Genomic DNA, 21,799 nt, shown 5'->3' with positions numbered 1-21,799 from the left:
TCGATACTCTATTGAGTCAGGCAGCTAAGAAAGTCCCCCCTAGCGATAAACTTGCTGCGTTAGAAACTCTCAAAAAATGAACCTTTAATTTTCAGCGAGTATTAGGAAATATGGTCATCACTCTTGAAGGCGGTATCCCTGTCCTCGTGCTTATGCTGATTTTCTGAGCATTTATGGTAGACGTACAAAACAACTCATTGGCTTTGGGAATCTGGAGTGTCATTTCTTTCCTTATTATGGGCTCTGATATAGTGCCAGTGCTGGCCACCTTTCTCGACTTGGTTTTGGCCTATCTCACCACATAGCGGCTGCATGGGCTGCATTTTCCTGACATTTTTATCCCCTTGCAGTAGCTAACAAGTCCATTCACAAATAGATTTCATCCTCGTCGCACTTATAGCTGTGCATTTACTGACTGATATTTATAAAATCAATAAGTCTGGAAAATTATTGTTCCGATTCGTTTCACATTTTAAACACAGGAGTTTAGCGTTTCAATAGCTAAACAACATGTTAAAACCTATCCAGCACAGTAACCCTGTGGCTAACTTTAAAGGATTCTATAAGACCTTAAAACACCCTTCGCTAATTTTATTTCCAACTCTAGACAGTCTACTGGACCTTTCAAGCTATATCACTCTTTTGGGCAATTTCCAACAACCATTCTATTAGAAAATCATCACTCTACCGACTGCAGAGCTTCCAGCATATCAAGATTTTTAAGGCGGCGGTGAACAATCAGTCCCAATCCGACAAGAATAAGCCCGATAAAGATGATTGGTATCACATAAACCGTCTCATCAACCACCGTGCCGAATGAGACATTATCTGAGCCAATCATTTCCATAATGCTCTGATGGAGATAACGGCCGGCTCCCAGACCAAGAACAATGCCTATCAAAGACAGAACAATGGTTTCTCGGTAAATATAGAGAGTTACTTCCCTGTTGAAAAAGCCTAAAACCTTAATGGTTGAGAGTTCCCTGAGACGTTCGGCAATATTGATATTAGTCAGATTATAAAGAATGACAATGGCCAAAAGAACCGTGATAATGACCAAAACTGTCATAGCAGCATTTAAGGATGTGACAATGGTTTTAATCATCTTCATCCGCGAAGTGTTTTGAGTGACAGATACCACACTGTTCATAGCCAGCAATTCAGTTGACACATCCTTGATCTGAGAAGCCGAATCATCCTTCAAATTGATAAAATAAGCATTATTATCTGGTTTTTCACCAAAAATATCCTGGTAAGCCGATTGGCTCATAAACAAATAATGGCCGGCATTCATTTTTACGACTGCCGCAACCTTGACACGGCGTTCCTTGCCGTCGCTGTCTTTGAGACGAAAAGTTTCGCCGGCCTGAACCTTATAAAAGCGAGCCAGTTTTTCAGAAATAAGGACACCTGTCTTGGGCAGTGTCAGAGTACGGTTAGAGTTGGCATCCTTTAGCTGCACAAAGCCATCAAAGTCAGTCCTGTTTGTTACCATGAGAGCGATCGACTGCCTGTCTTTCAACTGAGGGATTTCTTCGGTCAAATGTGTGTAATAAAGACTTTGATAACTGTCTACTTCTTTTGATTTTAAAAAGTCGCTTAAAGGCTTATCCTTTTCATCTGTCTCCTTTTTCATAACCACCAAGTGATAGGGGGTCAGCTGTGTAAACTGTTCTCTAATGACCTTTCCCAAGGAAGACTGAATCCCCAGTCCTGCAAAAAGGAGGGCAACCGAACCAGCCACGCCGAAGATGGTCATGAGCATGCGCTGTTTGTAGCGAAAAATATTGCGAACCGTCACTTTATGGGTAAAACTCAGGCGATTCCAGATAAAACCTATCCGTTCTAAGAAAATCTTAGCCCCTCTCATAGGCGGTTTGGGCAGTAATAACTGGGCTGGTTTTTCGCTCAGCTCTCGGCTGGCAATAAGATAAACCGGTAAAACCGCACTGACTAAGGCTAAGAGAACTGCGATAAGCGTATAGGACCAGTAAAAAGACAAAGCAGGACTGCCCAAGGTCATTTTCCCTGTAAAAATTTGTGATACGATTCTGGAGAGCAAATAATGACCCCCGATAATTCCCAAAACTGTACCAAGCATACTGGCAACAAGACCATAAATCAGGAATTTGCGGATAACATCCTGCTTGCTATAGCCCAAGGCACGAAATAATCCCGAATTGGTTCTTTCTTCATCAACAAAACGCGTCATCGTTGTAAAAGTAACCAAGGCGGCAACAGCGTAGAGCACGATAGGGAAGATATTGCCTAGATTTCCCATACTGTCAGCATTGGAAGAGTAAACCGTATAGCCTTCTCCGCCCAACATTGTGGAGCGCGTAGAAGTAGTGTAAGTTGGTTTAGGCATAGCATCAATTTTGGCTTGAGCCTCTTGGATTTGTTGCTCTTTTTGAGCAATGGTTTGGCGTGCCTGAGCCAGAGACCGCTGAACCAGCTGTTGTTGATCAGGGGAAGCCGAGGTGAGTGCCCTTGTCTGCTCTTGCAACTGTTCTTTTGCCGCTGTCAAAGCCTGCTTGCTTTGATTGACTTTTTCTTGCGGCTTCTTTTTCAATTCTCTCAGGCGCTCCTGACCATTATCTTCCAGCAACTTGTCCAGTTCATCTTGATAGTGATTAATTTTTGAACTATAAACATCAGAAAAAGGACTAATCTTTTTTAAACGATCATAACGAATTCGAGCCAGCGTATTGCTGTTATCTGCAAAGGCTGAGGAGCTGACAATGCCATAACTCGCTAGGGTCCCATCTCCTGCCGTGGACGATCCTAAATTTAAGGTAGACCAGATTTCAGATGAATTAATAAAACCAACAATTTTAAACTTCTTCATTTTTAAATTAGATTTTTTCGAAGACTCAAAAATTAATGTATCGCCAATTTTATATTTTTTTCTCAAAGAAGAGGTTAGAGCAATTTCATCAGTTTCTTTAGGAAAACGTCCCCTTTCCAACTGATAAGTTGAAATGGACTGACTATTGGAGAAAACCCTCATAGCATCGTCAGTCCCTTCAATCGTCATATCTGACACTTTTCCAAATTCTACGTCAGCTCCCTTTATATTTTTTAACTCAGTTTGATCAGCCTGACTAAAACCATAATGGGCCGTCACAAATAAATCAGCCGTCTGGTGAGCCTGCAGATAGTCAGTGGCCAGTTTTTGCATATTAGGCTTTGTTACCTTCAAGCCAACAAAGGTAAAAGAACCTAGAAACATCAACAGCATAATGGAAAGAAAGCGGCCCTTTGAATGCAACATGGTATTCCAAACTGTCTTCCAATAAATCCTTTTTTTCATAATATCACCTCGTAATTGAACACACCTGCAAGTCTTTGAAAATAAGAGCTAGCCGTTTTGATTTTAGTTAATTTACAGCTGAGACTGCCTTTAAGTGTAAAATCTTTTTGGTACCCAAACTTCTGCTACTGTCACAGATTTTATACCTTGCCTCTTGATTTCTAAGCTCGGGTTAAACAAACCTACTAGACCTTTTTAATTCTATGACTTGCTTATCAGCTTGATATCTTGCTAGTATTCTAAAGTATCTATATCTTGAGGCCAATCATTAGTGTTAATAGCGTTAACCTTAGCATCATGTAGATAGATAACCCTATCAGCAATTGGTGCCAAAGATGCATTGTGGGTTACAATAATGACAGTGGTACCTTTTTGGTGAGACATGTTTTGCAGCAATTTCAAAATTTGCTTGCCTGTCTGATAATCAAGGGCTCCTGTCGGTTCATCACATAAAAGCAATTTAGGATTTTTAGCTAAGGCTCGGGCAATGGCCACCCGCTGCTGCTCGCCACCAGATAACTGTGCCGGAAAGTTATTCAGTCTACTGCCTAGCCCGACTTCATGCAAAGTCAGAGCGGCATCCTTAGCATCGTCAACAATTTCTGATGCTAACTCAACATTTTCTTTGGCGGTTAGATTAGGGACTAGGTTATAGAACTGAAAGACAAAGCCAACATCACTGCGGCGGTAAGCAGTCAGCTGTTTTTGATTGAAGGCCGCGATATTGCTGCCATCAATCAAAACTTGTCCCTCGTCATTGCTGTCCATGCCGCCAAGAATATTGAGAACCGTTGATTTCCCCGCACCCGAAGCTCCTAGTATAATGACCAGTTCACCCTTATTAATCTCAAAGCTGATATCATTATTAGCGATAATCTCTGTTTCTCCCATTTGATAACGTTTATAGGAATGTTTCATTTCAATATAAGCCATGTAAGCACCTCCTTATTTAGACATATGTTGATTTAATATTTTCCTTAGTATATAATAGCTTTAAAATAAAAACAAGCATCATTATATAGACAAGTGTCTATTTAACAAAGGAGACATGCGATGATCCAAAAACGCCACACCCAAAGTAAGGCCAAAATAAAAGCAGCTATTACAGAGCTGCTGCTGGAAAATAATGATTTTTCTAGTATTACTATTCGACAGATTACCGAAAAAGCCAACATCAATCGTAGTACTTTTTACCTTCATTATCAAGATAAATATGATTTGATTGATAAACTGATGCACGAAATAACCGATAATCTCAGAAAAGAACTCAATACAAATTCGGCGACAGTTAAAGAAGGTCTGATTCACAGTTTAACTTATCTTCAGAGTCAACAAGAATTCATCAAACTGATTATAGGCATTGCACCGGTTAATTTTTCACAAAAGACCAGACATTTCATCAGCAAATTGATTGAAACTACTCCTGCTCTCTTTTACGATATCCTTAATCCCGACTTGCCTTTGCCCAAAGACTACATGCTGACAACCTATGCGGCTAGTATCGAAAGCATCTATACCCACTGGGTCTCCACGGATAATCAGGCATCTCCTGAAGAAGTCGCCAACATGATACTGACAGTACGCCGATTTTATCAAAAAAATGATGACTAAACAGAGAGCAGAGTAAATATAAAACGACAGCTAAGCTCCAATTAACCGCAAAACTTTTAAACAGCCATCAACATACTGCCATTTTTGCCTCTCCACGTCATTATAACAAGCAAAATCAATCATAATAAATAGTCATTCACCGCTTCCAAATAAGATTTAGAATTAGTCCACAATCTCAGCTCCCAGCACATTCTTAAAATGATTAAGAGCCCAGTCGTGGTTTTCTTGAGTCAGGCTGGCCACACAAGAGACTGGAATCTCAATAGCATAGCCCAGATTATAGGCATCAATAGCTGTGTGAAGAACACAGATATCCGTCAAAACTCCCGTCAAGACTAAAGTTGTTACCCGTCTTTCCCGCAGGCGGATATCAAGGTCAGTCCCTGCAAAGGCTGAGTAATGGCGTTTGTCCATCCAGAAAACCCGACTGTCATCCTTGATAGCCTCATAAAGATCTCCCAACTGACCATAGAGGTCACGCCCCTTGGTTCCCTTAATATTATGAGGCGGAAAGAGTCTGGTTTCAGGGTGAAAATAATCTCTCTCATCATGACTATCAATAGCAAAGAAAATATAATCACCAGCTTCGTAAGCAGCCTTTGTCTTAGCAACAAGAGCTGCTTCGATAGCCTGAGCTGGCTTACCAGCTGTCAATTTACCGCCGTCAGCCACAAAATCATAGGTATAATCAATAGAAATTAATGCTTTTGTCATTTTTATCCTCCATTTTATAAAATACTTATTGTCAGTATGATACTAGAAAATCCTGCCGTTTGAGCAGGATTTTTGCTATTAGTCAAAATCTTTAATCTTATCAAAGATCCCTTCATTAATAACCTTGAGATAGGTTCCTTTCATCCCCAAAGAGCGACTTTCGATAATTCCAGCACTTTCCAGTTTCCTGAGAGCATTGACAATGACTGAACGAGTAATCCCAATACGGTCTGCAATCACAGATGCTGTCAGGCGGCCTTCAACACCGCCGAGCTCATTTAGAATAGCTGCAACGGCCTTCATTTCTGAATATGACAGGGTATTGATAGCCATATTAACAGCCGTTTGCTTACGGATAGTTTCCTCTAGATTTTCCGTTTGCAGATTGAGCAATTGAATTCCAACAACAGTTGCTGCAATCTCCACTAAAATCAAATCCTCATCGGTAAACTCATCATCATTACGCCAAATGATTAAAGACCCCAAACGCATCCCCCCGCCATAAATCGGTGCCAGAGTGGTCAAACCATTGGGATAAATATCACGAGATTCTATCGGAAAGATAGTCAACTCACTAGTGACGGGGATGTTGGCTTCGGTATCGTAAACTCGGCTAATCCCTCGCATATAATCATCAGGGAATTGCTGGGCATCGAAAATTTCCTCAACCCGATCGGTATTGGTCTTATATTTCATGGCATAGCCGAGAAGGGTTCCGCCACCGTCAACGATACAGGCGTTACAATCAATAATATCAGCCAACTGCATGGCCATAATGTTGTAGGGCAAATCCTCCTGCAAACTATCAACAGAGCGTTGCAAGATAGAGGTGATTTTTCTAGTTTTTTCTAATAGGCTTGTCATTTCTCTCTTTTCCCTTATAAATGTTATTGATACTAGTTGGCCCCTTTGTCAACCAGCATAGACCAGCAACTAAACCAGAGATTTTCAATAAAAAATCTCATCATTAAGCAGGCGTCTCTCTTCCTTAGTGAGACTGTTCAACTGAACACGCCTACACTCCTTTGAAAATAGAGAACCCTTCCTAGGTGCTAGTCACCTTCGTCAGGATTCCTAGTTTTCTTCGTAGTGCTTAAGGGTTTAGTAGCTTTATTCTTATTTGCTTCCATTGTAACAGGGGTATTCTGAAATTGCAAATAATTATCAGAATATTTATTATAGTTCCAAAATTGTGCTCAAAAGCCTACAATTTAATTTGGAATGTTCGGGATTTACTATGGACTTCGCCTCCTAATCTAGTACACTAAAAGACCTCGTCTAAGCGAGGCCTTACTCTCTTACCGCTTATACTGGGTTAGAACGCGGGTAATTTTTTCTTGGACTTGAGCCAGTTCCTCTATACGTGGGAGATAGACAATGCGGAAGTGGTCGGGCTTATTCCAGTTGAAGCCCTTACCAGGCACTAGCATGACCTTCTCCTGCTTGAGTAGACGCAGGACAAATTCTTCATCGTCGTCAACCTTATACATATTCTGGTCAATCTTAGGAAAAATATAGAGACCCGCCTTGGGTTTGACTGCCGAAAGACCTGGAATGTCATTGATAGCCTTGGTAATAAATTCCCTTTGCTCATAGATGCGTCCACCAGGCACCAAGAGCTCATCCCCTGATTGATAACCGCCTAGGGAAGTTTGAACAACATGCTGGGCTAGCACATTGGAGCAGAGTCGCATATTGGAGAGCATATTGAGGCCTTCAATATAGCCCTGAACATCCTTTTTAGGACCTGAAAGGACCATCCAGCCTACCCTAAATCCGCAGATGCGGTGGGATTTAGAGAGACCATTCATGGAGACACAAAAAACATCGGGTGCTAGGCTGGCAATAGCCGTGTGTTTGGCACCATCCATAACCAGACGGTCGTAAATTTCATCAGCAAAAATAATCAAATCATTCTGCCTAGCAATCTCAACGATGCCTTCCATAATATCCTTGGGATAGAGGGCACCTGTTGGATTGTTGGGATTGATAACGACTATAGCCTTGGTATTAGAAGAAATTTTTGACTTGATGTCATCAAGGTCTGGATACCACTGGGCCTGCTCATCGCAGACGTAATGGACTGCCTTGCCTCCTGCTAGACTGACACAGGCTGTCCATAAGGGATAATCAGGCATGGGAACCAGGACCTCGTCCCCATCATTGAGCAGAGCCTGCAGGGACATGGAAATCAGTTCAGAAACCCCATTACCAATATAAATATCATCAATATCAACTGGCGGAAAGTCCTTGGCCTGACAGTACTGCATAATAGCCTTGCGAGCTGAGAAAATTCCCTTTGAGTCTGAATAACCTTCGCTGTCTCTGACATTCAAAATTAAGTCGCGAATGACTTCGTCAGGTGCGGTAAAGCCAAAAGCTGCTGGATTACCCGTATTGAGGCGGAGAATTTTCTCCCCCTTAGCCAGCATGCGATTGGCTTCGTCTAGGACTGGGCCACGAATATCGTAGGCTACGTGTTCCAGTTTGGTTGATTTGTCTAATTGCTTCATACTTCTAACCTCTGTTGCTCTATTATAGCTGAATTGTCGAAAAATTGAAATAAATTATCGGAGGTCCCGACAAAAGGTTCGCCTTTGAATTTTCAAAAAAACCTTGGAAAAATCCAGTAATCGCTTTCACAAATTCTGAAAAAGAGTTATAATAGGCTCACAAAGATGGTAAAAGGGCGAGTAGAACAACCAATAGCCTTAGTCGGGCTTGCCCCATTTGCCTATGCTAGAGACAAGAGGAGGAACTATTATGCAAGCCTATAAACATATTCTAGTCGCTGTCGATGGATCTGACCAAGCTGAGTTAGCTTTCAAGAAAGGGATTGCCGTCGCCAAACGTAATGATGCCGAGTTGGTTTTAGCCCACGTCATTGATACTCGGGCCATCCAAAATATTGCGGCCGTTGATACTTTCACTTATGAAAACTTGGAAAAAGAGGCCGATACACTCTTGGACGGCTACACCAAGACGGCTAAAGATGCTGGGGTCAAGGAAGTCCGCAAGGTTATCGAATTTGGTAATCCTAAACGACTCCTAGCCGTTGATATTCCGCAAAAGGAAAAGACAGACTTGATTCTCTTGGGGGCAACAGGTCTCAATAATTTTGAACGGCTCTTAATTGGTTCTTCTTCTGAGTACATCATGCGCCATGCTAAGGTAGACATCTTGGTTGTTCGTGACGACCAAAAGACCTTGTAAACTAATCTTGCCATAAGATAAAGGCTCTCCCAAGCGAGTTGCCTGAAAAAGTTAACTGATTAAAAATTGAACAAGAAAAAGACGAATGAAAAGTAGTTAATAAAGCTTTGACTGTCTTTCATTCGTTTTATATTTGATTTTAATGGCAAGATTAGGAATCAGTCGTCAAAAATTTTGAGCCCCACACTTTTTCAGTAGCCTACTGCGGAGGGCCTTTTGCCTCTTAAAATTTTCAGGGAGCTAGTCTTCTCTCAAGGAATTGGCTTCATCACTTTGGCGTCTTAGAGCCTTGCGTAATTGGCGGTCAACTTCTCGTTTTATGGCAGGCTCTGGAGCAAAGCGTTCCTCCCAGTCGTCTGGTTTAAGAACCTTATGGGTGACGGGATCAAAGTGGGCCTGGCCATCGGGGAAAATTTTCCCCATATTAGCGGCATGAACACTATTGAAAATACCATTGGGGTCAACCCCCATCAGCACAAAGGAGCCATAGGTCAGATAGAGCAAATCTACTAAGGCATCAACCTGACCCACCAAGGGGCTTTCTGGATGTTCCTTGGCTTGCACCTTTTTGGCCGCCTTATCAAGCGCTGCATGTAAGTTGGCCAGAGCCCCTTCAAATTCCTCTGGAGAATGGGCTGTCGCGTAGATGAATTCGACAATTTCCTCCAACTTGAAGTCTGCTCGGTGGCCAGCCTCCTCTAGGCCGAAAACCCGAGGGGTATTGTTGGTCTCCCCATCCATCAGACGGTGAAAATCTCGGACCTTGTTGAAATTCTCGTCGTCCGACAAGAAGTCATTTTCACTTTCCAGATGGATAAGGCCGTAGTGGGACAGGGCCTTGGCAATTCCATTTTGATTGTTGGTGTCGGTGATATAGTGGGCTGTCTGCTTGGCTGCCTCGGTCGCATTGCCCATAGCTACACCGATGCCTGATCTGAGCAACATCTCAATATCATTTTCCGAATCACCAAAGGTCATGACCTCAGAAAGGTCAAAATCAAAGGCCTGCCCTAGGCGCTCAATTCCTTTGATTTTAGACTGCCCTTGGGAAATTAAATCAGCAGAATAGGGGCTCGAGCGGGTAATCTTGATGTGGGGAAACTTGTCCTGAATCTTGCTGGTCTCCCCTTCGGTCGCTACCATAACGACCTGATAGACGGGCTCGCGCATGATGGTCTTGAGGGTTTCTAAATTTTGCGGTTTAATCCGACGGATAATATTCTTAAAAGAGCGCTCGACAAACTTAGTCAAGCGTTTAGGAACCAAGCGACTGGCTGCTTGACCGAAACGGCTGGTTCCCATATTAATAATATTGGAGCCCAGCAGGCCGACCGAAGTCCCCAAAGATACCTCACGCCGACGTTCTTGAGCATATTTTATCAGGCGGTAAACGGTTGATTTGGGCAATTGATTTTGATAAATAACCCGATCACGGCTGATGATATATTGACCATTGTAGGTGACAGCAAAGTCCAAACCAAGATTTTCCATAAAAGGAGCCACAAAGGCTGGTCCCCGCCCCGTCGCTAAGCCGACAAAAATCCCCTGATTTTTTAGCTCGGAAATAGCCTTCTGAGTCGTTTCTGACACCTTTTTACGATCGTTCAGAAGCGTTCCGTCAATATCAAAAAATACCGCTTTAATCGCCAAATCCAAGGCTCCTCCCTAGTCTTTTTATGTTAAAATAAATTATAGCACAATTTCAGAAAGAAGAAAGCACGATGAAAAAAATCCTAGTTCTCCACACTGGAGGCACGATTTCCATGCAAGCCGATGATTCGGGTCATGTGAACCCAAGTGAAGACAACCCCATGAACCATGTTGGATTGGACTTATCCAATATTGATTTGGCTGCGGTTGATTTGCTCAACATTCCCAGTCCCCACATGACTCCCTACCATATGTTGGCTCTTTACCATAAGATTAGGAGTTGTGCAGGACAGTTTGATGGAGTAGTGATTACCCATGGGACTGATACACTGGAGGAGACAGCCTATTTCTTAGACACTATGGCAGTACCTGAAATTCCCATTGTTCTAACGGGTGCCATGCGCTCTTCCAATGAACTGGGAAGCGATGGCATCTATAACTACCTGTCTGCCATTCGGGTAGCGAGTCACGATAAGGCAGCTGACAAGGGTGTACTGGTGGTCATGAATGATGAAATCCACGCAGCCAAGTATGTAACCAAAACCCACACCACCAATGTGGCTACCTTTAATACACCAACTCACGGTCCCCTTGGTATCATTATGAAACACGATATCCTTTTTTTCAAAACGGCTGAACCTCGAATCCGATTCGACCTAGAGACCATCACCGGAACTGTTCCTATCATAAAGGCTTATGCTGGGATGGGAGTCGGTGAGGGTATTATCAGCCTCTTGGACCCCGACAAGATTGATGGTGTGGTTATTGAAGCTCTCGGTGCTGGCAATCTCCCACCTGAAGCTGCTAGTGAACTGGAATGGCTGATGGACCATGGAATTCCTGTCGTCCTAGTCTCTCGCTGTTTCAACGGAATTGCTGAACCTGTTTATGCCTACTCTGGCGGCGGTGTAAAATTACAGGAAGCAGGCGTTATGTTTGTCAAGGAGCTCAACAGTCAGAAAGCCAGACTCAAGCTCCTCATCGCCCTCAGTGCCGGATTGAGGGGAACGCAATTGAAAGCATATATTGAAGGATAGTAAAAAAGAGTGAGACAGACCAACATGATTTCTATTCAGTCATCTTGGCCTGCCTCATTCTTTTATTTCATCATACTACGATAAATAGCCATTTTATCTTCTAAATTTTCCAGATAAGTCTGATAGTCAGCAATTTTTGACTGAAGAAAGAGCTGATGTTCTTGTAAAATTTCAAAACGTTCTTGAACAGTTTCTGATCCCTGATAACGCAAATCAGCGTAGCGTTTGATTTGCAACAGAGGCATCCCCATAGCTTTTAGACGCTTGATAAAGGCAGCAAATTCCAAATCTTTATCTGAAAACTCCCGAATACCGTTTCGGCGTTGCACCTGCAGAAAGCCTTGTTTTTCGTAGTACCTCAAGGTACTTTCTTTAATCCCTGTTTTTTGGGCAAATTCACTAATTCTCATTTTCCTCTTGACTTAAACCTTACTTCAAGTTTTACAATCAGTATATCACATGAATTTGTGAAATAAAAAATGAAAAGAGAAATCTTATGACACAATCACGCTTTGACATCGGTTTAGAAAAATTCAATGAAATTGATGGAGAATTGGGACAAGCGACCAAGGAAAATTTGGATCAAATCTCTCCCGACCTTTCCAAAATGGTTATCGAAATGTTTGGAGATATCTACAAAAGAGAGGGGCTACCCCTAAGAATACGAGAACTGATTGCCGTCTCAACCCTGCTGGCTATGGGAGGTTGTGAAGAGCAGCTCCGGATGCACACCCAGGCGGCCTTATCAGCTAGCGTTACCAAGGAAGAATTGGTTGAAATTTTGCTTCAAGACATCAACTACTGTGGTATCGCCAGAGTCCTCAATGCCGCCAAGGTTATCCAGGAAGTATTAGCTTAAATCGTTAAAAAGCCGAATCTGGACTATAATCACCAGACTCGGCTTTTTGAGTTCAATAACTTGGCTCTAGTCCTCTTTTTAATCAAACTCCCCTTGCTCTTTGAGGTTGGCTGGGAGCAGGGCCCAGCGAGGGTCAGTCTGCCAATTCTTCTGGGCGACAATTTGGCTAGCCACCTTTCTGGCTTCCTCTAGGATATTGTAGTCCTCAACAATATCAGCTACCTGAAACTCTGGAATTCCCGACTGGCGGGTGCCAAAGATTTCACCAGAACCTCGCATTTTCAAGTCTTCCTCGGCAAGGACAAAGCCATCAGTCGTCTGGCACATAGCCTGCATCCGCCTTTTGCCAACCTCATTTTTAGGATTGGCCACCAGAACACAGTAGGACTGCTTGTCGCCACGTCCAACCCGTCCGCGTAGCTGATGGAGCTGGCTGAGACCAAAGCGGTCGGCATCCATAATAATTATGGCCGTACTATTGGGAACATTGACGCCAACTTCAATGACGGTTGTTGACACCAAGACCTGAGACTGGCCATCCTTAAAGTCCTGCATAATCTGGTCCTTCTCATCATTTTTCATACGACCGTGCATGAGGGCGACCTGGGCCTGATTGCCGAAAAATTCCACCAGCTCTTGATGCAAATCTTGGGCATTTTTTAAATCCAGACTCTCTGACTCTTCAATCAAGGGGGAAATCACATAGGCTTGAGCCCCCTGGGAAATTCGCTCCTGCAACCATGTCAGAACCGTTTCCAATTGCTCATGCTTGACCCAACGCGTAATGATAGGCTTACGACCAGCTGGCAACTGGTCAATGATAGAAACATCCATCTCACCAAAGGCCGTGATGGCTAGGGTTCTGGGAATGGGTGTAGCCGTCATCATGAGGACGTCTGGATTGTCCCCCTTTTCACGAAATACCCGCCGTTGATTAACCCCAAAACGGTGCTGTTCATCGGTAATAACCAGCCCCAGCTTGTGATAGGAAACCCCGTCTTGAATCAAAGAGTGGGTTCCAACGATCATATTTACCGAGCCGTCGGCAATCCCAGCCAAGGCGGCTTTCTTCACTGCTGGTCTCATCCCTACCGTCAGGAGAGCCACATTAAGATCAGGAAAGAGCTTAATCAGGCTCTCAAAATGCTGCTGAGCTAGAATTTCTGTCGGCACCATCAAAGCTGATTGGAAACCAGCTGTATGAGCTGCAAACATGGCTAGACTAGCGATGACTGTCTTACCAGAACCAACATCTCCCTGCAGGAGTCGATTCATGTGAGCACCAGACTTCATATCCGCTAGAACTTCTCCCAGACTTTGCTCCTGGGCAGAGGTTAGGCTAAAGGGGAGCTGCTGGATGGCCTGTTTTACTGCCTGCTCCTTGTATGGAATAGCCAGTCCATTTGTCTCAGACTTATTTTGAGACTTAAGAACCTGCAGGTTGAGTTGGAAATAAAAGAGCTCTTCAAATTTTATCCGCCTGAGAGCCTGCTTATATTGGGCTAAATCCTTAGGAAAATGCATGGCTCTGACCGCTGTCTGCCGATCCAGAAGACGGTATTTCGCCAACAAAGCTTGAGGAAGATTTTCCTCCAGTTCACTCAGGGCACCGCTGTCAAAAGCCGCCTTAATGGCCTTAATCAGAGCATTTTGAGAAATACCTTGGGCCACATGGTAAACGGGCTGCATATCATCTTGGACCTGAGCTAAAAGCTTCATGCCTGTCAGAGCCGATTTGAGGGCGTCCCACTTACCAAAAAGGGCCACTTCCTGTCCCAGCTCAATTTTATCAGCTAGATAGGGCTGATTGAAAAAGCTGACGGCAATGACAGCCTCACCTTGCTTAATTTTGAAGGATAAGCGATTGCGTTTAAAGCCATAGTATTGTACATTGGCAGGGGTCACCACAGTCCCTGTTAGGACAGCCTTCTCTCCATCTACCAGGTCAGCAACCGACCGTGCCTTGAAGTCTTCATAGCGAAAAGGATAATAAAGCAAGAGATCTTCCACCGTATAGAGGCCCAATTTTGTAAATTTCTCAGCAGACTTGGGGCCAAACCCCTTAAGTACCGCAATTTCTTGGTCTAGTAACATGACTTTATTATAACACATGCCCTTCCCGACTTTCGAGTGGAGCAATTTCGAGTCTTCGGTCATACTCAATAAAAATCAAAAATAGCCAAGGCAACGAAATCAGGCAGCTCAAAAGGTCTGGGAGACCTTTTGAGGTTGGAAATAGGGAAAGCTTCGCTTTCCTCAGCAGGTACGGCAAAGTGAGTTAACGATGGATAGTTTTGATTTTTGAAGAGTATCAGTTGCCTAAAAGCTAAAGCCTTGACTCCTATCGCTAACCACTAGCTGTGACTTGTCTTCCTCCCTTACTAGCTTGGGCAGAGGCGTATTTTCAATGCCACAGCCTTCGTGCCTCAATTTCCTTCGTATTTTCCCAATCAAAAATCCCAAGACAAATTTCTCGTCTGGGGTCTAAACGTCATTTATATTCTCTTGGGACACGATCACTAAGCAGGCAGAGAACTTCATAATTAATGGTCCCTCTCTGTTGGGCTACATCAGTAGCCGAGATAAGCTGGTCCCCATTTTTTCCAATCAGGGTCACCTTAGTCCCCAAAGGATAGCTCTGGGGTAGTCTAATCGTAATCTGGTCCATAGAAACCCTCCCCACGATAGGACAGCGCTGGCCAGCAACTAGGACATCAAAGCCTTGCATATCCCTAGTCCAACCGTCCGCATAACCAAGAGGCAGGGTACCAATCCATTCTTCTTGACTGCTGGTATAGGTGGCACCATAGCCAACGTCAGCTCCCGCAGGAACTTTCTTGACATGGACAAGGGCCGTTTCCAAGCTTAAGGCTGGTTTTATCTTGTAGGGGAGGGACAATTCTTGACCACTAGGATTGAGGCCATAGATGACTAGGCCTAACCGAAGGGCATTAAAGATTCCCTCACTATGCCAAAGACTAGTGGCCGAATTGCTGGCATGTACGAGTTCTGGACAATAATCCAGACCAGCTACCAGCTCCTTAAAGAAGGCCAATTGCTCTTGAAACTTCCTGTCGTCGGCCTCATCAGCCGTAGCAAAATGGGTAAAAATCCCCTTAACCTGGCAGCCTGCCTGCCTAAGACCAGCGATTAAGTCATTGGCCTCAGCCAAGCTCCGCACGCCAATACGCCCCATGCCCGAGTCAACAGCAATATGGACTAGAAGATTGGACAAATCCAGCGGCTTTGCTTGTGCAAGCTCCAACCACTCTAGGCTAGCAATAGTCAGGGTCAGGCGATAGTCACGAACCAGAGGGACTTCCCCCGGCAGAACCACACCTAGAACGAGAATAGGCTTTCTAATGCCAGCCTGGCGCAATTCAATCCCCTCATCAATATTAGAGACACAAAAGCCATCCACCAATCTTTGAGTATGGCTAGCGACAGCTACTGCCCCATGCCCATAAGCATTCGCCTTGACGACCGCAAAAGTCTTAACCGATTGAGGCACGTGATCTTGGATCTGTTTAATATTACTCGAAATAGCCGACAAATCAACCTTGGCTAAGGTTGGTCGATGTAAACTTGAAATCATCTCAAAACCTCTTTTTTAACAGTACTAGACAAAGTCCCTAATTCTCTTCCAAAATCACACTGGCCTGAACAAATCCACCACTGTGGGAAATAGAAACAAAGGTATTACCCAAAAAGACCTTGCTGGTGATAATAGGAGCCCCTTTTTCATTGGTAGCCACCTCAATGTCATGAAAGCGGAGCTTGCCTATCCCAGTCCCCCAGGCCTTGGCAAAGGCTTCCTTGGCCGACCATCGTCCGGCCAAATATTCCATCTGCCGCTGCCCCTTGAGGGTCACAAAACGCCCAAATTCCAGATCGGTCAAAACCTTTTTGGCAAAAGCAGGATTGCGCTTATAAGCCTTCTCAACTCTCGAAATCTCCTGTAAATCAATTCCGTGCCCAATAATCATTTTTAATCCCTTATCTAAGCATTCAGCTCCAGCTAATAAAAAACTAGCAAGCTCTTCCCTATTCTAGTATTTTTCAAGCCACTTGTCTCTTTTAACCTACAATTTTTTTCCAGCCAAGGTCTCAAAATTTAGGAAAGATACCTAATCCCTAAGACCATCTGAACCTCAGCCCCTTGGATCAATAAGCTACTGGGTCAAAATGGCTAAGCTTGAAAAACTAAGAAGTTAAGGACTTTTGTCCCTAACTCCCCTTCCTTAGTTATTTAAAAAATCTTCAAAGGAATCTTTCCCTAAGGTCTGGTAGATTTCCTCAATCAATTTTTCGGTCTTATCCCAGCCTAGGCAAGGGTCTGTGATAGATTTACCAAAGACCTCTGGCTTGTCCTGACGGCCATCTTCCAAGTAGGACTCAATCATAAAGCCACGCACGTACTGGTTGATTTGCTCATTCCAGTCACGGTTAATCAAGGTCTGACGGACAATCCGAATCTGGTCCAGATAGTTTTTCCCAGAATTATCATGATTGGTATCAATCAGGATAAAAGGATTTTCTAGACCCATGTCCCGGTATTTCTTAATGGCCTTAATCAAAATATCGTAATAGAAATTAGGCTCGTTTTCGCCATGCTCATTGGTTGCCCCTCGCAAAATCGCATGGGCTAGTGGATTACCATCGGTGTCCACTTCTGCATCATGATAGATGAAGTTCTGCTGATTTTGGGCAGCGTAGATGGCATTGAACATGATGTTGAGGTTGCCAGAAGTTGGATTCTTCATCCCTGTTGGCACATCAATCCCTGAAGCTACAAAACGGTGCTCCTGATCTTCCACCGAACGTGCCCCGATGGCATGGTAGGATACCAAATCATCAACTAGGGGCAGATTTGATGGATAGAGCATCTCATCAGCGGTGGTCAAGCCAGTCTCGGTAATGACCCGATAGTGGAGATTACGAACAGCCGCAATCCCATTAATTAAATCAGGCAACTTAGAGGTGTCGGGCTGATGAATCAGACCCTTATAACCATCCCCATTAGTCCTTGGTTTGGCTGTGTAAACGCGCATGACCATAAAGACACGGTCTTTGACCTTTTCCTGGAGGGCAGAAAGCCGGCGAGCGTATTCCAGAACAGCTTCTTCATTATCTGAAGAACAAGGCCCAATAACCAAAAGCAGGCGTTGGTCTTCTCCCTTAATGATAGCGTCCAGCTCCTTATCGCGAGCTTCCTTTTTGGCTAAAGCTTCTCCTTCAAGCCTTGACAGTTGTTTAACCTGAGCCACATCAATCTTTTGGCTCTTTTGATGAATTCCCATATTATTTTCCTAATGTTTCATAAATTTCGTGGACTAGGTCTTGCGTCTTATCCCAACCCAGACATGGGTCTGTGATAGACTTCCCATAGACATCTGGCTGGTCCTGCCGGCCATCTTCCAAGTAAGACTCAATCATAAAGCCACGCACATACTTGTTAATTTTTTCATTCCAATCGCGGTTGATTAAGGTCTGGCGGACAATCCGAACCTGCTCCAGATAGTTTTTACCAGAGTTATCATGGTTAGTATCAATGATGATATACGGATTTTCTAAGCCCATTTTTTCATACTGATCAATGGTTGCCAGAAGATCATCATAATAGTAGTTAGGAATATTCTTGCCATACTCATTGAGCGCACCACGTAGGATGGCATGAGCATAGGCATTACCTGAAGTCTTAACCTCTTGACCATTGTAGAGGAAGTTTTGTTGAGACTGGGCAGCATGCATGGCATTAAACATGACATTAAGGTTGCCAGAAGTCGGATTTTTCATACCTGTTGGGACATCAATACCTGAAGCCACAAAACGGTGTTGTTGGTCTTCGACCGAACGAGCCCCAATGGCAATATAAGAAACCAAATCATCAACCAGGGAGAGATTTTCTGGGTAGAGCATCTCGTCTGCCGTTGTCAAACCAGTTTCAGTTACGACCCGATAATGGAGGTTGCGGACAGCCTTGATACCGTTGATGAGATTAGGCTGACCTTGAGCGTCTGGTTGGTGAACCAGACCCTTGTAGCCATCGCCATTAGTCCTTGGCTTAGCTGTATAGACCCGCATCACCATAAAAATACGATCCTTCACTTCTTCTTGCAAGTTCGCTAAACGATGCGCATAATCCAAAACAGCTTCTTCATTATCTGACGAACAAGGGCCAACCACCAAGAGTAGGCGATCATCATCGCCCCTGATAATGGCTTCCAGCTCTTTATCACGGGCTTCTTTTTTCGCCAGAGCATCGCCACTTAATTTTGATAATTGTCTAACCTTTTCCACATCAATCTTGTCACTCTCTGCAACAAATACCATAATGGCCTCCTTTTAACTGAACTCAAAAATAAAACTCATCAAAATTCCCTTATGCGTGGTTGGGACAAAAAGTCCTAGCCTCGTTACTTTTTCAACATCAGACACATTGACGCAGTCTACCACTAGGGCGGAATTATCAGCGGCAGCTCACTTATTCTCCCACATTTCCAAATTAGTGATGAATCTTATCTAGGTTGCTACTTTTAATCTTCATTGACTATCAGTACAAAAATAAAAGTGATATAAAAGGTATTATACCACTTTCTAGTCTTATTTCAATTAGTTTTCAGAATATTGATGCAACTCTTAAATCCCCAGGGAAACTCGCCTAGTGAGCCTTGCATCCCATCAAGAAACTTATACACTTCAAAAATCCAAACTATCCATCGTTAACTCACTTTGCCGTACCCAAGTACTGCCTGCAGTTCGTTGCCTCGGCTATTTTTGATTTTTATTGAGTATTAGCTAGCCCGATGACGACCGTGACAATTTTTAAACTTCTTACCAGAGCCACAAGGACAAGGGGCATTGCGCTTAACATTGGTAAAATCAAGCTGGCCGTCAGTTGCCTGTCCAGGCCTTTGAGCAGAAATATTCCCTGCTGCAGTTGTCCGAGCCTGAGCCGTTGTCTTTTCACGCTCTTGCTGGTGAATTTGTGCCTTCATCATCAGACGGGTGACATCAAATTCGATAGCCCCAATCATATCATTGAACATACGGAAACTTTCCGATTGGTACTCAACGATTGGATTATTTTGGGCGTAGCCCCGCAGACCTACAGAGTTACGCAACTGATCCAGAGCATCAATGTGGTCAGTCCACTTGCTGTCAACAACCCGTAGAATCAAGACCTTTTGGAACTCAATGACAGACTCTTTATCAGGCAATTTAGCGATTTGAGAATCGTAAACCTCCATAGCTCGCTCGTAGAGCTCATCCTTCATTTCCTCATAGGTCCACTCATCTAGGTCATCCATACTAATGGAATCTTCTGGCAGGAGATTATTATGAGCAAAGTTAAGGATTGCCTCCAAGGCTTCATCCACATCGCTATTACGGCTATGACCATCAATGGTCCGATCGATAGTTCGGCCGATCATAGCCTTGATTTCTGGGCCTAGATCCCGTTCAGCTGTGATGACATCGTAGCGTTCGGCGTAGATGATTTCTCTTTGCTCACGCATGACATCATCGTATTGAAGGACCTGCTTACGAATATCGTAGTTGTTCCCTTCAACCCGCTTTTGGGCAGATTCCACTTGGCTAGTCAACATACGGGACTTAATGACCACATCTTCATCCTCAGGCAGGAGTCTTTCCAAGAAGACCTTAACCCGATCAGAAGCAAAGCGTTTCATCAAGTCATCTTCAAAGGACAGGTAGAATTGTGATTCTCCCTCATCCCCTTGACGGCCAGAGCGTCCCCGCAACTGATTATCAATCCGCCGAGATTCATGGCGCTCGGTTCCGATGACGCAAAGGCCACCCAATTCAAGCACGCCCTTGCCCAGTTTGATGTCGGTACCACGCCCGGCCATATTGGTCGCAATGGTGACAGCCCCCCGTTGCCCAGCATTCATAATGATTTGGGCTTCTTTTTCGTGGTTCTTGGCATTGAGGACTTCGTGAGGAATACCAGCCTTCTGCAGTTTCTTAGAAATCATATCAGAAGTTTCAACGGCAACAGTACCAACAAGGATTGGTTGCCCCTTTTCATGGCGTTCCTTGATGTCTTCAATAACAGCCCTGAATTTAGCCTCAGTTGTCGCATAAAGCAAATCTGGATGGTCAATCCGTTGAACAGGACGGTTGGTTGGAATAGGAATAACCCGCATATTATAGATTTCGCGGAATTCTTCTTCTTCGGTCTTACCGGTACCTGTCATCCCTGACAATTTGCGATACATCCGGAACATATTTTGATAGGTGATTGAAGCCGAGGTCTTAGATTCATCCTGAATCGGCACACCTTCTTTAGCTTCAATGGCCTGGTGGAGACCGTCAGAGAAACGGCGTCCTTCCATGGTCCGACCTGTGAATTGGTCAACGATGAGGACTTCCCCTTCAGAAACCACATAGTCCATGTTAAGGGACATGATGTAGTTGGCCCTTAGCGCATTATCAATGTAGTGGGTCAGGGCAACATTATCAATGTCATAGAGGTTTTCTAAATTAAAGAATTCCTCTGCCTTATCAATCCCTGAGTCCATCAGACCGATAGTCTTAGAGGGAACATCAATAGCGTAGTCAACCGATTCCAGGGTCTTAACGAACTTATCAGCTCGAGTATAGAGAGCGCTGGTTTCAGAACTAACAGGACCTGAAACAATCAAGGGGGTTCTAGCTTCGTCAATCAAAACAGAGTCCACCTCATCGACCAGGGCATAATTAAGTGGACGTTGAACCATATCTTCCTTGCGGACAACCATGTTATCCCGCAGGTAGTCGAAACCAACTTCGGAGTTGGTCGAATAGGTAATGTCACAATTATAAGCTTCCCGCTTTTCCACTGGTGACTTGGAAGCCAAGTTAATCCCTACAGACAGACCTAGCCAACTGTAAAGTTCACCCATTTCGGTCGCATCACGAGCTGATAGGTATTCATTAACGGTGATAACGTGAACACCTTCTCCAGCAAGTGCATTGAGGTAAACAGGCATGGTTGCTGTCAGGGTTTTCCCTTCACCAGTCCGCATCTCAGGAACATCCCCATTGTGGAGGACAATCCCCCCCATGATTTGGACACGGTAGGGAAAGAGTCCCAGCACCCGCTTAGCTCCTTCACGTACAACCGCAAAAGCTTCGTATAACAATTGATCCAGCGTCTCTCCCTCTTGATAACGCTTCTTAAATTCTTCCGTTTTGGCTTGAAGTTCGGAATCCGACAAGGCTTCCATCTCGTCAGCGTAGGCTTCCACCTTCTTAGCCATCTTTTCTAATTTTCTAATTTCGCCTCTGTCATTTTCAATGACCTTGCGTAAAATATTTGCCATCTCTTTTCCTTTTTTCAGGACCTAACCCAACAATTTGTCCCAATGACCAGGGTTAGTCCGATTATTATAGTCAGTA

At 44.0% G+C, this 21,799-nt stretch carries 17 protein-coding genes; 4 read left to right on the top strand and 13 right to left on the bottom strand.

Features of this window, described 5'->3' with window-relative positions; all coding sequences use genetic code 11:
• Nucleotides 1–679: 679 nt before the first annotated feature.
• Together DYE66_RS03980 and DYE66_RS03975 are read right to left on the bottom strand one after the other, a co-directional pair.
• Complete coding sequence (locus DYE66_RS03980; RefSeq protein WP_004219387.1) at nt 680–3,313, bottom strand: ABC transporter permease; 2,634 nt, start codon at nt 3,311–3,313, stop codon at nt 680–682.
• A 231-nt stretch (nt 3,314–3,544) separates the two neighbouring features.
• The gene (locus DYE66_RS03975) at nt 3,545–4,246 is read right to left on the bottom strand and encodes an ABC transporter ATP-binding protein (RefSeq protein WP_004219393.1); all 702 of its coding nucleotides are present in this window, start codon (nt 4,244–4,246) and stop codon (nt 3,545–3,547) included.
• A gap of 120 nt (nt 4,247–4,366) precedes the next feature.
• Between DYE66_RS03975 and DYE66_RS03970 the strand changes: the two genes are divergently transcribed.
• Nucleotides 4,367–4,924, top strand: a complete 558-nt coding sequence (locus DYE66_RS03970; RefSeq protein WP_003001010.1) for a TetR/AcrR family transcriptional regulator — start codon at nt 4,367–4,369, stop codon at nt 4,922–4,924.
• A gap of 162 nt (nt 4,925–5,086) precedes the next feature.
• Here DYE66_RS03970 and DYE66_RS03965 read toward each other — a convergent pair whose 3' ends face one another.
• The 3 genes from DYE66_RS03965 to DYE66_RS03955 form a co-directional block, all read right to left on the bottom strand.
• Nucleotides 5,087–5,638 (bottom strand): cysteine hydrolase family protein, encoded by a 552-nt coding sequence (locus tag DYE66_RS03965; RefSeq protein ID WP_004219384.1) that lies wholly within the window; start codon nt 5,636–5,638, stop codon nt 5,087–5,089.
• A gap of 78 nt (nt 5,639–5,716) precedes the next feature.
• Nucleotides 5,717–6,502, bottom strand: coding sequence for a GTP-sensing pleiotropic transcriptional regulator CodY (codY, locus tag DYE66_RS03960; protein ID WP_003001003.1), 786 nt, complete (start codon nt 6,500–6,502; stop codon nt 5,717–5,719).
• 434 nt (nt 6,503–6,936) lie between these two features.
• Nucleotides 6,937–8,151, bottom strand: coding sequence for a pyridoxal phosphate-dependent aminotransferase (locus DYE66_RS03955; RefSeq protein WP_003001163.1), 1,215 nt, complete (start codon nt 8,149–8,151; stop codon nt 6,937–6,939).
• 250 nt (nt 8,152–8,401) lie between these two features.
• Here DYE66_RS03955 and DYE66_RS03950 point away from each other — a divergent pair, with 250 nt between their 5' ends.
• On the top strand, nt 8,402–8,851 hold the full coding sequence (locus tag DYE66_RS03950; RefSeq protein ID WP_003001232.1) for a universal stress protein: 450 nt from the start codon (nt 8,402–8,404) through the stop codon (nt 8,849–8,851).
• Nucleotides 8,852–9,091: 240 nt separating this feature from the next.
• Here DYE66_RS03950 and DYE66_RS03945 read toward each other — a convergent pair whose 3' ends face one another.
• Nucleotides 9,092–10,501: a Cof-type HAD-IIB family hydrolase gene (locus DYE66_RS03945; protein ID WP_044124068.1), complete on the bottom strand. Its 1,410-nt coding sequence runs from the start codon at nt 10,499–10,501 to the stop codon at nt 9,092–9,094.
• Nucleotides 10,502–10,572: 71 nt separating this feature from the next.
• Here DYE66_RS03945 and DYE66_RS03940 point away from each other — a divergent pair, with 71 nt between their 5' ends.
• A complete protein-coding gene (locus DYE66_RS03940) occupies nt 10,573–11,538 on the top strand; it encodes an asparaginase (RefSeq protein WP_003001201.1) in 966 nt (321 codons plus the stop codon).
• A 62-nt stretch (nt 11,539–11,600) separates the two neighbouring features.
• Here DYE66_RS03940 and DYE66_RS03935 read toward each other — a convergent pair whose 3' ends face one another.
• Nucleotides 11,601–11,948 (bottom strand): MerR family transcriptional regulator, encoded by a 348-nt coding sequence (locus tag DYE66_RS03935; RefSeq protein WP_003000884.1) that lies wholly within the window; start codon nt 11,946–11,948, stop codon nt 11,601–11,603.
• Between the two features lie 86 nt (nt 11,949–12,034).
• On the opposite strand from DYE66_RS03935, the gene DYE66_RS03930 reads away from it, so the two are divergent.
• Complete coding sequence (locus DYE66_RS03930) at nt 12,035–12,397, top strand: carboxymuconolactone decarboxylase family protein (RefSeq protein ID WP_003000840.1); 363 nt, start codon at nt 12,035–12,037, stop codon at nt 12,395–12,397.
• Nucleotides 12,398–12,475: 78 nt separating this feature from the next.
• On the opposite strand, the gene recG is transcribed toward DYE66_RS03930, so the two are convergent.
• The 6 genes from recG to secA form a co-directional block, all read right to left on the bottom strand.
• Nucleotides 12,476–14,491: an ATP-dependent DNA helicase RecG gene (gene recG / locus DYE66_RS03925; RefSeq protein ID WP_044124066.1), complete on the bottom strand. Its 2,016-nt coding sequence runs from the start codon at nt 14,489–14,491 to the stop codon at nt 12,476–12,478.
• 397 nt (nt 14,492–14,888) lie between these two features.
• On the bottom strand, nt 14,889–15,992 hold the full coding sequence (gene alr, locus DYE66_RS03920; RefSeq protein ID WP_003001247.1) for an alanine racemase: 1,104 nt from the start codon (nt 15,990–15,992) through the stop codon (nt 14,889–14,891).
• Nucleotides 15,993–16,029: 37 nt separating this feature from the next.
• Nucleotides 16,030–16,383 (bottom strand): holo-ACP synthase, encoded by a 354-nt coding sequence (acpS, locus tag DYE66_RS03915; protein ID WP_003000926.1) that lies wholly within the window; start codon nt 16,381–16,383, stop codon nt 16,030–16,032.
• A 255-nt stretch (nt 16,384–16,638) separates the two neighbouring features.
• Complete coding sequence (locus tag DYE66_RS03910; protein WP_003001087.1) at nt 16,639–17,697, bottom strand: 3-deoxy-7-phosphoheptulonate synthase; 1,059 nt, start codon at nt 17,695–17,697, stop codon at nt 16,639–16,641.
• Nucleotide 17,698: 1 nt separating this feature from the next.
• Nucleotides 17,699–18,730 (bottom strand): 3-deoxy-7-phosphoheptulonate synthase, encoded by a 1,032-nt coding sequence (locus DYE66_RS03905; RefSeq protein WP_003001013.1) that lies wholly within the window; start codon nt 18,728–18,730, stop codon nt 17,699–17,701.
• 461 nt (nt 18,731–19,191) lie between these two features.
• Nucleotides 19,192–21,723, bottom strand: coding sequence for a preprotein translocase subunit SecA (gene secA / locus DYE66_RS03900; protein ID WP_004219412.1), 2,532 nt, complete (start codon nt 21,721–21,723; stop codon nt 19,192–19,194).
• Nucleotides 21,724–21,799: the final 76 nt, after the last annotated feature.

The sequence above is a fragment of the Streptococcus downei MFe28 genome (assembly GCF_900459175.1).
In the GTDB taxonomy this organism is placed as follows: Bacteria; Bacillota; Bacilli; order Lactobacillales; family Streptococcaceae; genus Streptococcus; species Streptococcus downei.
The sequence above is the reverse complement of the archived record's forward strand: the minus strand, read 5'-3'. Positions and strand labels throughout refer to the sequence as shown.